We start from the raw sequence: 13,031 nt of genomic DNA, 5'->3' as shown, positions 1-13,031 counted from the left end.
GCCGTCAGTCGCGGATCAGGTGCAGGCGGAACCTGGTCCCGGCGAGGTCGGAACGCACCTCCAGCAGGTCGCAGAGCTGGCGCACCACCCACAGGCCGTGCCCGCGCAGGGCGGTCGGACCGGGCGGCAGGTAGCCGGGCAGGACGGCCGTCAGCTTCCCCGGGTCGCTCACGTCGCACACGACGGCGCGCCCGTCGGCCCAGATCGCGAGGTCGCCATGTCCACCGCCGTGCTCGACGGCGTTGGCGGCGACCTCGTTGACGGTCAGCAGCAGGCGATCGGTCAGGGCGCGGGACAGGCCGAGCCGTTCGGCGGTCGTCCGTACGTGCCGGCGCACGCGGTGCAGGTCGCCGTCGAACCGCAGCGCGGCGGCCCCGGGCGGCGGGGGCGGAAGCGGGTCGTGGTCGGCGGCGCCGGTGTAGGACTCGGGCTCGACGTAGTCGGCGCTGGCACGGGGGCCGTCGCCGGCCAGCAGCCCCGGATGGGTACGGCGGGCGCCGGCGACGACCCGGTCCGGCACCGCGCGCTCGTCGAAGGCGCAGAGCATCCAGGCGGGCCGGGCGGCGAAGGCGGCGTTGACCACGGACTCGTACCGGGTCCACTCGGCCTCCTCCAGCGGCGTGCGGCCGTGCCAGACGGGCTCGCCGATGACCCTGACGCGGGGATGGGCACTCCGGTACGCGTCGAGATAGCGGCCGTATGCGGCCAGGGTGCGGCCCGGGGCGTCGTACCAGCCGCCGGCCTCGACGAACTCGACCTCGCCCGCGTCGTCGCCGAGGGCCCGCGTGAGCAGGGCGATGTTGGCGGCGGTGGTCACCGCGAGCACCTTCTCCCGCGCGGCCAGCCCGTCGCGGCAGAAGGGGACGGCCACGGCCAGGAATCCGGCGTCACTGGAGTAGACCAGCGCTTGGTGGACCAGCGGGTGCTCGTCCGGCTGGTCGGCTACGGCGATCATGTGCGCCCCGTTTTCTCGGCGACGGGACCGCTCATGGACACGTCTTCGGCCTGCCGCACGAAGCCGCCGCCACAAGCAGTCGGAGGGGTCGGGCCGTTCTCAACGGTATATCTCCCGGGTGCGCGCATACAGGGTGTATGTCGGCACACCAGGGTCACCCTAGCCAATGGAGAGCGGACCCGGCCCGGGCTCGCCGAGATCTTCGGGGGGGGGGGTCGTACTAATTCGGTTGCAGTGGGTATGTCGTGTCTGGCCAGATAGATCGTGTTCGTGAAGGCAGCCGGGAGGAGGCGATACGACATGGCGTACACAGAGGTGAGCGGGACCAGGCATCCGCTGCGGATGTGGGCGGAGCCGGAGACGGTCGAACCGCAGGCGATGCAGCAGTTGCGGAACGTGGCCAACCTGCCCTGGGTCCATGGCGTCGCCGTCATGCCCGACGTGCACCACGGCAAGGGGGCGACGGTCGGGTCGGTCATCGCGATGAAGGACGCGGTGTCGCCGGCGGCCGTCGGGGTGGACATCGGGTGCGGGATGACCGCGGTGAAGACGTCGTACAGGGCGTCGCAGCTTCCCGACAACCTGGCCTACCTGCGGGGGAAGCTGGAGCAGGCGGTCCCCGTCGGCTTCCATCACCACAAGCGGCCCGTCGACCCCGGCAAGGTGCACGGGATGCGGACGGCCGGGTGGGCGGAGTTCTGGCGCGAGTTCGACGACCTGGCTCCCGCCGTACGCGCCCGCCGCGAACGGGCCGAGGCGCAGATGGGCACGCTCGGCGGCGGCAACCACTTCCTGGAGGTGTGCGCCGACGACGAGGGCTGGGTGTGGGTGGTCCTGCACTCGGGTTCGCGCAACATCGGCAAGGAACTGGCCGAGCACCACATCGGGGTGGCCCGCGGCCTCTCCCACAACCAGGGCCTGGTGGACCGGGACCTGGCGGTGTTCCTCGGCCACACCTCGGAGATGGACGCCTACCGCCGCGACCTGTACTGGGCCCAGGACTACGCGCGCCGCAACCGGGCGCTGATGATGGGCCTGGTCTGCGACGTCCTGCGCCGCCACCTCCCCGGCATCGCCTTCGAGCAGCCCATCTCCTGCCATCACAACTACGTGGCCGAGGAGCGGTACGACGGGGTGGACGTGCTCGTCACCCGTAAGGGGGCGATCCGGGCGGGGAGCGGGGATCTGGGGATCATCCCCGGGTCGATGGCGACCGGCACGTACATCGTGAAGGGGCTGGGGAACCCGCGGGCGTTCAACTCGGCCTCGCACGGGGCCGGGCGGAAGATGAGCAGGACCAAGGCCAAGAAGACGTTCACGGTCAAGGACCTGGAGGAGCAGACGTCCGGGGTCGAGTGCCGTAAGGATCCCGGGGTGATCGACGAGATCCCGGGGGCCTACAAGGACCTGGAGTCGGTGATGGCGGCGCAGCGGGACCTGGTGGAGGTCGTGGCGCACCTGCGGCAGCTCATCTGCGTCAAGGGCTGACGGCACGTCTCCTCCCGGCGGGCGCGACCGCGCCCGCCGGGAGGATCGCCTACGGGTGGGCGGCGGCGGCGCGGTCCGCGGTGCTGCGCAGGACGCAGAACTCGTTGCCCTCCGGGTCGGCGAGCACCGCCCAGCCCGTGCCGTCCGGCTCGCGGAGGTCGGCGATCAGGGTGGCTCCCCGGTGCAGCAGGCGCTCCACCTCCGCGTCACGCGTGGAGTCGGGGTGCAGGCACAGGTGCAGCCGGTTCTTGACCGCCTTCGGCTCCGGCACCTTGTTGAAGTGCAGGATCGGGCCCTCCCGCAGCATCACCCGCGTCTCCTCGTCACCCGGACGGTCCTCCGGGTGAACGGGACAGCCGGTCACCTCGCTCCAGAACCTGGCCAGCTCGTACGGATCCGCGCAGTCGATCGCGACATTCTGCAATACCGACACCATGGTGAGATCCTGCCCCGAAGCAGGGCGCATGTCGCGCGAGACTTCTCTGTCACCACAAGGAGGCGGCCCGGATGGAGATCGGCGAGCTGCTGGGGTGACCCGGGCCCTGGGGGACGCGTCAGGCGCTCCAGGCGGCCGTGCGGTCGAGGCGTTCCCGCCACAGCTTCTCGCCGCCCCCGCCCGGCTCCCACCGCCCGCAGAACTCCAGCAGGTCGCGGCAGCGCGCCACCATCGACGCCTGCCGCTCGGCCCACGACGGCACCGCGCCGCCGTAGGCGTCGAAGAAGTGCGGCAGCAGGGACGCGTGCTCGGGGTGGTGGCTGCGGACGATCCACTCGCACCACGCGAGGTCCTCCACCGGCCGGCCGGGGTGGGCCCACTCCCAGTCGAGGATCGCGGTGGTCTCGAACGTGGCGGGGTCGAACAGCAGGTTCTGGGGCCCGTAGTCGCCGTGCACGATGCCCAGGCGGTGGATGCGGGCCAGGACCCGGCCGCACTCGGCCAGCACCTCGGCGGCGCGGCCCTCGTCCAGCAGGTCCTGGCCGTGGGCGCCGGCCACGAAGCGGGTGGTCAGGCTCGTGGCGGTGATCTGGTGGACGCGCGGGACCGGCAGCCGGCCGCGCAGGCGGCGCAGGTATCTGCTCTCCGTGCTCAGCCTGAAGGCGGCCTCCGGGCCCTGGTAACACTTGACGACCAGAGCGCCGTCGCCGACCGTGCTGTTGGTGTACCCGTGCTCCACAGCCAACGATTCTGGCGCACCGGCCCCCGTTCCGGGCGTCGCGGCGCGCTATCGGGACCGGGCCCGATACACGATGTAAGGGCGGAACAAATAGGTTATCGGGGCCGAAAGGGCGTGCACGAGGCGGCTGAACGGGAAAAGCACGAACAACGCCATCCCGATCACGGTGTGCACCTTGTAAAGGATGCTCGCGTGCCCCATCGCGGCGGCGTCCGGGTTGAGGACGAAGATGCCGCGGAACCAGGGGGCGACCGTCGTCCGGTAGCTCACCTCGCTCGGGACGAACCCCGCCACCGTCGTCACCACGCCCGCGATGATCGCCGCGGCGAGCACCACGTACATGGTCTTGTCGTTCTTGGTCGTGGCCAGGAAGACGGGCCCGTTCGTACGGCGGCGGTAGACCAGCAGGACCAGCGCCACCAGCGTGGCCAGCCCGGCCAGACCGCCCCAGATCAGGGCGTTGGCGTGGTACGCCTCGTTGGACACGCCGATCGCGTCGGTCCAGGAGAGCGGGACGAGCAGGCCGGTGACGTGCCCGATGATCACGAAGATCAGGCCGTAGTGGAACACCGGGCTGGCCACGCGGAGCAGCGGGCTCTCGTAGAGCTGTGACGACCGGGTGGTCCAGCCGAACTTGTCGTACTTGTACCGCCAGATCAGCCCGCCGATGAAGATCGCCAGGGTGACGTACGGCGCGACCACCCACAGCATGCTCTCGCCCCAGCTCACCGGTAGCCCCCCACGGTCTCGGCCGGCGGCCCCCCGGCGGCCAGGCGCTGCGCGGCGGCGCGTTCGGCGGCCGTGAGCGGCGGCAGGGCCGCGCACACCACCCCGATCACCTCCGCGTACGGCGAGCCGAGCCCGGTCAGGGCGGACAGCAGCAGATCGAGCCCGATCCGATGCTCCCGCAGCAGCGCCACGCCGGACGGGTCGAGCGCCGCGAACTCCAGCACGACCGGCAGGTAGTCGGGCAGCTCGTCCTCCATCACCTCCCAGCCGGCCACGCGGTAACGCTGCTTGAGCGCGGCCAGCGACGCGCCGCGGCGGCGGGTGTCGCCGTCGGTGTAGTAGGTCAGGTAGAGGCAGCAGCGCCGGTGCAGGTCGAACGTCTCGACGTAGTGCGCGGCCAGGTCGCCCGCGTCCATGTCCGCGATCCGGGTCAGGAACGCCGCGAAGTGCGGCTCGGCGGCCTGCCTGATCAGCGGGAGGCGGCGGTGGAAACGTTCGTCGGGATAGGCGAGCAGGTGCGCGGCGGCCTGCCAGATCACGGCCTTGTTCATGATTTTCCCTTTTTCGGCGGGAAGAGCCCTGCTGGGATGCCCCTGCCGTCCCAGTTGAGGAGGTTCACCCGGTCGTGGGTGATCTCGTCGCTGGTCTGGCGCTCCTTGAGCCCGTGGAAGGACTCGACGGAGACCGGCAGCGGCTTGCCCGACGCCTCCCCGAAGGGGGCCTGCATGCCGGGGCCGCCGTAGTAGTCGAGGCTGCATCCGGCCTCCTCGACCACGCCGGGCACGTTGCCGTACGCGGTCGGGATGACGTACCGCTCTTCGTACTTGGCCAGGGCCAGCAGGCGGTACATGGCCTTGATGTCGTCCTCGGTCAGGCCGGTGTCCGGCAGGACCGGCTCCTGGCCCAGGTTGACCCCCCGCATGTACGAGCGCATCGCGGCCAGGCGGCGCAGCGCGGCCGTCACCGGTACGGGATCGCCCGCCGTGAACAGCTCGGCCAGGTACTCCACGGGGATGCGCAACGACTCGATGGCGGCGAACATGTTGCCGGCGTCCTCGCCGTCGTGGCCGGTGTTCGCCAGGGCGTCCACGACGGGGGAGAGCGGCGGGACGTACCAGACCATCGGCAGCGTCCGGTACTCCGGGTGCAGGGGGAGCGCGATGCGATATTTCATGATCAGGTCGTAGACGGGGGATCTGCGGGCCGCCTCGATCCAGTCGGCGGGCAGCCCCGCGGTGGCCACGGCCGGGTCGTCGGGGTCGACGAAGACGCCGAGCTGGGCCTCGTACAGATCGCGCTCGTCCGCCACCGAGGCGGCCTCGCTCACCCGGTCGGCGTCGTAGAGCAGCACCCCGAGGTAGCGCAGGCGGCCCACGCACGTCTCCGAGCACACCGTCGGCAGCCCCACCTCCACCCGCGGGTAGCAGAACGTGCACTTCTCGGCCTTGCCGGTCCGGTGGTTGAAGTACACCTTCTTGTACGGGCACCCCGTCACGCACATCCGCCAGCCCCGGCAGCTGTCCTGGTCCACCAGGACGATCCCGTCCTCGGCCCGCTTGTACATCGCCCCCGACGGGCAGGAGGCCACGCACGACGGGTTCAGGCAGTGCTCGCAGATACGCGGCAGGTAGAACATGTACGCCTGCTCGAACTCCAGCTTGACCTGCTCCGACACCTTCCCCAGCACCGGGTCGGGGGACGGGTCGCCGCCCAGGTTGTCGTCCCAGTTCGCGCTCCAGCGGATCTTCATGGGCTCGTTGCTGATCAACGACCTCGGCGGCGCGACCGGGACGTCGTCGGAGAGCGGGGCGCGGGTCAGGTTCTCGTAGTCGTAGGTCCAGGGCTCGTAGTAGTCCTGGATGGAGGGCATGAGCGGGTTGGCGAAGATGTTCGCCAGCTTGCGGAACCGGCCTCCGGCGCGGGGCGTCAGCCGGCCCCTGCGGTCGAGCTTCCAGCCGCCCCGCCAGCGTTCCTGGTCCTCGTACCGGCGGGGGTAGCCCTGGCCTGGGCGGGTCTCGACGTTGTTGAACCAGACGTACTCGACGCCGGGACGGTTGGTCCAGGTCTGTTTGCAGGTGACGGAACAGGTATGACAGCCGATGCACTTGTCCAGGTTCATCACCATGGCGATCTGAGCCATGATCTTCATCAGTAGCGCACCTCCTGCGACCTGCGGCGAATGGTGGTGACCTCGTCCCGCTGGTTGCCCGTGGGGCCGAAGTAGTTGAAGGCGTACGAGAGCTGGGCGTAGCCGCCGATCATGTGCGTGGGCTTGATCAGGACCCTGGTCAGCGCGTTGTGGATGCCGCCGCGGCGGCCGGTCTCCTCCGACTTCGGCACGTCGATCAGGCGGTCCTGGGCGTGGAACATGTAGACCGTGCCCTTCGGCATCCGGTGGGACACGATGGCCCTGGCCACGACGACGCCGTTGCGGTTGACCGCCTCGATCCAGTCGTTGTCGGCGATGCCGAGCCGGGCCGCGTCCTCGGTGGACATCCAGATGGTCGGGCCGCCGCGCGACAGCGACAACATGAGCAGGTTGTCCTGGTATTCGGAGTGGATCGACCATTTGGAGTGCGGGGTCAGGTAGCGCAGGGTGGCGCTCTCGCCGAAGAGCTCGGCCATGTCCAGCGGCGGGCGGTAGATCGGCAGGGCCTCGCCGTACTCGTGCATCCAGTCGTGGTCGAGGAAGAAGTGCATGCGGCCGGTGAGCGTGTGCCAGGGCTTGCCGTTCTCGACGTTGATCGTGAACGGCGAGTAGCGGCGGTCGTGCGCCTCCTTGCCGGACCACTCCGGGCTGGCCGCGACGTGCGTGGGCCGGGCCTGGGTGTCGGCGAAGACGATGCGGTGGCCCTCGTCCACGAGGTCGTCGAAGTCGCCGCCGGTGCGCCGGGCGAGCTGGCGGAAGCCCTGGGCGGCCAGCCTGCCGTTACTCACGCCCGACAGCGCGAGGATCGTCTCGCACGCCTTGGCGTCGGTGTCGAGCTCCGGCCGGCCCTTGGCCACGCCCCGCGGCACCAGGCCGCAGCGCTGGCCGAGCCAGGCGACCTCCTCGTCCGGCATGAAGGTCACGCCCTTGACCTGGAGGCCCAGCTTCTCGGTGAGCGGGCCGAGCGCGGCCAGCTTCTCCGCGACCGCGCCGTAGTCGCGCTCGACCACCTTCAGCGTCGGCTCCGGCGAGCCGGACGCGCGCCCGCCGGGCTGCCCGGTCTCGCCCGGCGTGTCGTGCTGGTACGGGACCACCACGACGTCCTTGCGCACCCCCAGCCGCTCCTTGGCCAGCGCGCTGAAGGCCCTGGCGATGGTGTGGAAGGCCGCGAAGTCCGTCCTGGTCTCCCAGGGGGGCGAGATGGCCGGGTTGAAGGCGTGCACGAACGGGTGCATGTCCGTGGAGGACAGGTCGTACTTCTCGTACCAGGTGGCGGCGGGCAGCACGATGTCGGAGTAGACCGTCGAGGAGGTCATCCGGAAGTCGAGCGTGAGCAGCAGGTCCAGCTTGCCCCTCGGCGCCTGCTCGTCGGGGTGCTCCAGATTGGACGTGGCGCCCAGCAGGTGGTGCAGGAAGTACTCGTTGCCCTTGGCCGACGAGCCGATCAGGTTCGACCGCCACAGGGTCAGCACGCGCGGCCAGTTGGCCGGGTCGTCGGGGTCCTCGGCGGCGTGCCGGAGCCTGCCCTGCCGCAGCTCCTCCAGCGTGTACGCCACGGGGTCCTCGTGCTCGCCCAGCTCCAGCGGGTTGCGGTCGAAAGCGGGCGACATGGGCATCCAGCCGTTGCGCACGGCCTCGGCCACCAGGTCGGCCGTGTGCCTGCCGCGGAACGCGCCGGGCCCGAGCGGCGAGGTCAGCGCGCCCGCGTCGAACCGGTCGTAACGCCACTGGTCGGTGTGCAGGTACCAGTACGGCGTGCCGGGCGCCTGCCGGGGCGGGCGCGACCAGTCGAGCGCGCCGGCCAGCACGGCCCAGCCGCTCTGCGGGCGGCACTTCTCCTGGCCGACGTAGTGGGCCCAGCCGCCGCCGTTGCGCCCCTGGCAGCCGGTCAGCAGCAGCAGCGACAGGAACGCCCGGTAGATGGTGTCGCCGTGGAACCACTGGGTGGCGCCCGCGCCCATGATGATCATGCAGCGGCCGCGCGTGGTCTCGGCCGTCCCGGCGAACTCGCGGGTGATCTTGACCACCCGCTCGGCCGGGACGCCGGTGACCGGCTCCTGCCAGCCGGGCGTGCACGGCTGGGCCGCGTCGTCGTACCCGCCGGGCCAGAGGCCGGGCAGGCCGGGCCTGGGGACGCCGTACTGGGCCAGGAGCAGGTCGAACACCGTCGTCACCAGCCGGCCGGCGACCCGGGCGACCGGCACGCCCCTGCGCAGGGCGCCCTCGCCGTCGAAGCGCGGCAGCAGGAGCTGGGCCGACTCGCCGCCGTACAGGGTGAGCTTCGGGTCGGTGTCCAGGTCGAGGTTCCAGCGGCCCTCGCCGGAGTCGGTCCAGCGGAAGCCGACCGAGCCGTTCGGGACCACCGGCTCGCCGGACCCGGCCATGAGCACGGTCTTCCACTCGGCCGCCTCCTCCGCCGAGCCCAGGTCCTTGGCCGTGAGGAACTTGTCCGGCATGTACGCGTCCTCGTGCTCGCGCAGGGTGACGAGGAAGGGCAGGTCGGTGAAGCGCTTGACGTAGTCGGTGAAGTAGGGCACCTGGCGGTCGACGAAGAACTCCTTCAGCAGCACGTGCCCCATGGCCATGGCCAGGGCGCCGTCCGTGCCGGGACGCACGCTCAGGAACTCGTCGGCGAACTTGGCCGCGTCGCTGTAGTCGGGGGAGACCACCACGACCTTCTGGCCCCGGTAGCGTGCCTCGGCCATCCAGTGGGCGTCCGGCGTGCGGGTGACCGGGACGTTGGAGCCCCACATCATCAGGTACGCGGCGTCCCACCAGTCGGCCGACTCCGGGACGTCGGTCTGGTCGCCGAACACCTGCGGCGAGGCCACGGGCAGGTCGGCGTACCAGTCGTAGAAGGAGAGCATCGTGCCGCCGATCAGCGACACGAACCGGGACCCGACGGCGTGCGAGACCATCGACATCGCCGGGATGGGGGAGAACCCCGCCACCCGGTCCGGCCCGTACGCCTGGATGGTGTGCACGTGCGCCGCCGCGACCATCTCGGCGGCCAGGTCCCAGGTCACCCGGACGAGCCCGCCCCGGCCGCGCGCGCCCTGGTAGCTCGCCCGCTTCCCCGGATCGGTGGTGATCTCGGCCCAGGCGGCCACCGGGTCGCCCAGCCGCTCCCTCGCCTCCAGGTAGAGCTGGACCAGCACGCCCCGCGCGTACGGGTAGCGGATCCGGGTCGGCGAGTAGGTGTACCAGGAGAAGGCCGCCCCGCGCGGGCAGCCGCGCGGCTCGTACTCCGGCCGGTCGGGCCCCACGCCGGGGTAGTCGGTCTCCTGCGTCTCCCAGGTGATGATGCCGTCCTTGACGAACACCTTCCACGAGCACGAACCCGTGCAGTTCACGCCGTGCGTCGAGCGGACCACCTTGTCGTGGCTCCAGCGGTCGCGGTAGAAGGTGTCGCCTTCCGTGCCGCCTTTCAGGTAGAGGGTCCGCAGGTCGCCGCTGGTAGCCGATCTGCGGAGGAACCGGCCGGTCTTCAGCAGGAGATCCTCGGCGCTCATACCCCCACTTCATCACAGAAGGTGACCCTCTGTTACACAGGGTGTATGTCTGTGCTCCGTAAAGGTCAGGTGCGGAACCTGGTGCTGGCCACGGCGGCCTTCGCCGTGACGTTCTGGGCCTGGAACCTCATCGGTCCCCTGTCCGGCAGCTACAGCAGGCAACTGCGCCTGTCCCCGACACAGACCTCGCTGCTGGTCGCGATCCCGGTGCTGGTCGGCTCGCTCGGCCGCATCCCCGTGGGCGTGCTGGCCGACCGGCTCGGCGGGCGGCGCATGTTCGCGGTCGTCTGCTTCGTGTCGATCGTGCCCGTCCTGTTCGTGGGCCTGTCCAGTTCGTACGGGTGGCTGCTGTTCTGGGGGTTCCTCCTGGGCATCCCCGGCACGTCGTTCGCCATCGGCATCCCGTTCGTCAACGCCTGGTACGAACCCGCACGCAGAGGGTTCGCCACCGGCGTGTTCGGCGCCGGCATGGGCGGGACCGCGCTGTCGGCGTTCTTCACCCCGCGCCTGGTGGAGGGCTTCGGCCGGTTCCCGGCGCACCTGCTCATGGCCGCGGTGCTCGCCCTGATGGGCGTCATCATGATCGGCGGCAGCCGCGACTCGCCCGCGTGGTCGCCCGCCACCGCCCCGGCCCTGCCCCGGATGCGCGAGGCCACGAAGATCAGGGCCACCTGGCAGTGCGCCTTCCTGTACGCCGTCACCTTCGGCGGCTTCGTGGCGTTCTCGACCTACCTGCCGACCCTGCTCCAGAACGTCTACCACTTCGCCCAGACCGGCGCCGGGCTGCGGACGGCCGGGTTCTCGATCGCCGCCGTCGCCGCCCGGCCCCTCGGCGGCACGCTGTCCGACCGGATCGGGCCGGTCAAGGTGCTGCTCATCTCGCTGGCCGGGACCGTCGTGATGGCGGTCGCGCTGTCGTTCAGGCCGCCCGCCGAGGTGCCCGCCGGGGCGTGCTTCGTGCTCATCGCCTTCTTCCTCGGGCTCGGCACGGGCGGCGTCTTCGCCCTCGTGGCCAAGCTCGTCGAGGCGTCGAAGGTGGGGACGGTGACGGGGCTCGTGGGCGCGGCCGGCGGGCTCGGCGGGTACTTCCCGCCGCTGGTGATGGGGGCCGTCTACGGCGCGTCCGGGTCGTACACGGTCGGGTACCTGCTGCTCGCGCTGACCGCCCTGGTCACGTTGCTCTACACCGTGCGCACCTTCAGGCACGTGCCCGATCGTTAGCCCGGCGCAGGCACGTGCCCGGTCATCGGCCCGGCGCAAGGACGTGTCCGATCGTCGGCCTGGCGAAAAACCGTTTGCCGGGCCGGGCGATGGCTTGTCAACCTTGTCAGGCTATGCGCTCCCTTCCTGAGGCCGATCCCGGCCTGCCCGACATCCGCAGCCCGCTCCGCTACCTGTGGTGGAACGCGCGTCGCCAGGCGCGCTCCCTGCTGGCGGGCATCGGCTTCGCCACGCTGTGGTGGCTGGTGCAGGCGCTCGTGCCCGCGGTGCTCGGCAAGGGCATCGACGCGGTCACGGCCAAGGACACGGGGGCGCTGCTGACCTGGGTGTCGATCCTGCTCGCGCTGGGGCTGCTGCAGTCCTTCACCGGGATCATGCGGCACCGGATGGCGGTGTTCAACTGGTTGTCGGCGGCCTACCGCACCGTCCAGGTGACCGCGCGGCAGGCCGCCAGGCTCGGGGCGACGCTGCCCAAGAAGGTCTCGACCGGCGAGGTCGTCAGCGTCGGCAACTCCGACATCGCCCACATCGGCAGCTCCATGGACATCCTGCTGCGCGGTACCGGCTCCGTCGTGGCCATCGTCGCGGTCACCGTGATCCTGCTGACGACCTCGGTCCCGCTCGGGCTGCTGGTGCTGTTCGGCGTGCCGCTCATGGCGGTCGCCGTCTCGCCGCTGCTCAAGCCCCTGCACCGGCGGCAGAAGCAGCAGCGCGAGCTGACCGGCGACCTGTCCACCCGGGCCGCCGACATCGTGGCCGGCCTGCGGGTGCTCCGCGGCATCGGCGGCGAGCAGGTGTTCGCCGGCCGCTACGGCGAGGAGTCCCAGCGCGTGCGCCACGCCGGGGTGGGCGTGGCCCGGGTCGAGTCGCTGCTCGAAGGCGCCCAGATCCTGCTGCCCGGCCTGCTCATCGCGGTCGTCACCGGCATCGGCGCCACGTTCGCGGTCGGCGGCGAGATCAGCACCGGCGACCTGGTCGCGCTCTACGGCTACGCCGCGTTCCTGATCGGCCCGCTGCGCACCTTGACCGAGGCCGCTGACAAGCTCACCAAGGGCCACGTCGCGGCCCGCCGCGTCATCCGCATCCTGGCGATCGAGCCCGAGGTCGCCGGCGGCACCGAGACCAGCGGCGGTGGCGTGCTGCGCGACTCCTACAGCGGCGTCACCCTCCAGCCGGGCATGCTCACCGCCGTCGCGGCCGACGCCCCCGACGAGGCCGCCGCCATCGCCGACCGGCTCGGCCGGTACACGCCCGGCGACGTCACCTTCGGCGCCGTCGAGCTGGCCACGCTGCCCATGGCCGAGATCCGCTCGCGCATCCTGGTCGCCGGCAACGACGCCCGCCTGTTCACCGGCAGGCTCAGGGACGAGCTCGACGTCCGCGACGCCGCCTCCGACGAGGACGTGCGCCAGGCCCTGTACGCCGCCTGCGCCGAGGACATCGTCGAGGCGCTGCCCGATGGCCTCGACGCCCTGGTGTCCGAGGCCGGGCGCGAGTTCTCCGGCGGCCAGCAGCAGCGGCTGCGCCTGGCGCGCGCCCTGGTCGCCGATCCCGAGGTGCTCATCCTGGTCGAGCCCACCAGCGCCGTCGACGCCCACAGCGAGGCCCGCATCGCCGAGCGGCTGGCCAAGGCGCGCGCGGGCCGCACCACCATGATCTGCACGACCAGCCCGCTGGTGCTCGACCGCGCCGACCACGTGATCTACGTGGCCGACGGCCGGGTGCTGGCCGAGGGGACGCACCGGCACCTGCTGGACGCCTCTCCCGAATACGCCGCGACCGTGACCCGAGGGGAGGGCTGA

At 71.2% G+C, this 13,031-nt stretch carries 10 protein-coding genes; 3 read left to right on the top strand and 7 right to left on the bottom strand.

Features of this window, described 5'->3' with window-relative positions:
- Positions 1 to 4: 4 nt before the first annotated feature.
- A complete protein-coding gene (locus tag ACIHAD_RS27790; RefSeq protein WP_397357566.1) occupies positions 5 to 955 on the bottom strand; it encodes an anti-sigma factor RsbA family regulatory protein in 951 nt (316 codons plus the stop codon).
- Between the two features lie 300 nt (positions 956 to 1,255).
- Between ACIHAD_RS27790 and ACIHAD_RS27785 the strand changes: the two genes are divergently transcribed.
- Positions 1,256 to 2,443, top strand: coding sequence for an RtcB family protein (locus tag ACIHAD_RS27785; protein ID WP_397357565.1), 1,188 nt, complete (start codon positions 1,256 to 1,258; stop codon positions 2,441 to 2,443).
- A gap of 49 nt (positions 2,444 to 2,492) precedes the next feature.
- Here the strand turns inward: ACIHAD_RS27785 and ACIHAD_RS27780 are convergent, their stop codons facing one another.
- The 6 genes from ACIHAD_RS27780 to ACIHAD_RS27755 all read right to left on the bottom strand — a co-directional run bounded on the left by ACIHAD_RS27780 (position 2,493) and on the right by ACIHAD_RS27755 (position 10,008).
- Positions 2,493 to 2,879, bottom strand: coding sequence for a VOC family protein (locus tag ACIHAD_RS27780; RefSeq protein ID WP_397357564.1), 387 nt, complete (start codon positions 2,877 to 2,879; stop codon positions 2,493 to 2,495).
- Between the two features lie 118 nt (positions 2,880 to 2,997).
- Entirely contained in the window at positions 2,998 to 3,618 is a 621-nt protein-coding gene (locus ACIHAD_RS27775) for a phosphotransferase (RefSeq protein ID WP_397357563.1), read from the bottom strand.
- A gap of 48 nt (positions 3,619 to 3,666) precedes the next feature.
- Positions 3,667 to 4,347, bottom strand: coding sequence for a respiratory nitrate reductase subunit gamma (gene narI, locus ACIHAD_RS27770; protein WP_397357562.1), 681 nt, complete (start codon positions 4,345 to 4,347; stop codon positions 3,667 to 3,669).
- Complete coding sequence (gene narJ / locus ACIHAD_RS27765) at positions 4,344 to 4,898, bottom strand: nitrate reductase molybdenum cofactor assembly chaperone (protein WP_397357561.1); 555 nt, start codon at positions 4,896 to 4,898, stop codon at positions 4,344 to 4,346. Before narJ ends, narI begins: the two co-directional genes overlap by 4 nt.
- Positions 4,895 to 6,496 (bottom strand): nitrate reductase subunit beta, encoded by a 1,602-nt coding sequence (gene narH / locus ACIHAD_RS27760; protein WP_397357560.1) that lies wholly within the window; start codon positions 6,494 to 6,496, stop codon positions 4,895 to 4,897. Before narH ends, narJ begins: the two co-directional genes overlap by 4 nt.
- Entirely contained in the window at positions 6,496 to 10,008 is a 3,513-nt protein-coding gene (locus ACIHAD_RS27755; protein ID WP_397357559.1) for a nitrate reductase subunit alpha, read from the bottom strand. The genes narH and ACIHAD_RS27755 overlap by 1 nt, the downstream gene beginning before the upstream one ends.
- A gap of 45 nt (positions 10,009 to 10,053) precedes the next feature.
- Between ACIHAD_RS27755 and ACIHAD_RS27750 the strand changes: the two genes are divergently transcribed.
- Positions 10,054 to 11,229, top strand: a complete 1,176-nt coding sequence (locus ACIHAD_RS27750; RefSeq protein WP_397357558.1) for a nitrate/nitrite transporter — start codon at positions 10,054 to 10,056, stop codon at positions 11,227 to 11,229.
- Between the two features lie 113 nt (positions 11,230 to 11,342).
- Complete coding sequence (locus ACIHAD_RS27745) at positions 11,343 to 13,031, top strand: ABC transporter ATP-binding protein (protein ID WP_397357557.1); 1,689 nt, start codon at positions 11,343 to 11,345, stop codon at positions 13,029 to 13,031.

Origin of the sequence: Nonomuraea sp. NPDC052265 (genome assembly GCF_044547985.1) — a bacterium.
Taxonomy (GTDB): Bacteria; Actinomycetota; Actinomycetes; order Streptosporangiales; family Streptosporangiaceae; genus Nonomuraea.
The sequence above is the reverse complement of the archived record's forward strand: the minus strand, read 5'-3'. Positions and strand labels throughout refer to the sequence as shown.

Coding starts and splice junctions, on each gene's coding strand:
- ACIHAD_RS27790 (WP_397357566.1), bottom strand. CDS start 955: ATGATCGCCGTAGCCGACCAGCCGGACGAGCACCCGCTGGTCCACCAA.
- ACIHAD_RS27785 (WP_397357565.1), top strand. CDS start 1,256: ATGGCGTACACAGAGGTGAGCGGGACCAGGCATCCGCTGCGGATGTGG.
- ACIHAD_RS27780 (WP_397357564.1), bottom strand. CDS start 2,879: ATGGTGTCGGTATTGCAGAATGTCGCGATCGACTGCGCGGATCCGTAC.
- narJ (WP_397357561.1), bottom strand. CDS start 4,898: ATGAACAAGGCCGTGATCTGGCAGGCCGCCGCGCACCTGCTCGCCTAT.
- narH (WP_397357560.1), bottom strand. CDS start 6,496: ATGAAGATCATGGCTCAGATCGCCATGGTGATGAACCTGGACAAGTGC.
- ACIHAD_RS27755 (WP_397357559.1), bottom strand. CDS start 10,008: ATGAGCGCCGAGGATCTCCTGCTGAAGACCGGCCGGTTCCTCCGCAGA.
- ACIHAD_RS27750 (WP_397357558.1), top strand. CDS start 10,054: ATGTCTGTGCTCCGTAAAGGTCAGGTGCGGAACCTGGTGCTGGCCACG.
- ACIHAD_RS27745 (WP_397357557.1), top strand. CDS start 11,343: ATGCGCTCCCTTCCTGAGGCCGATCCCGGCCTGCCCGACATCCGCAGC.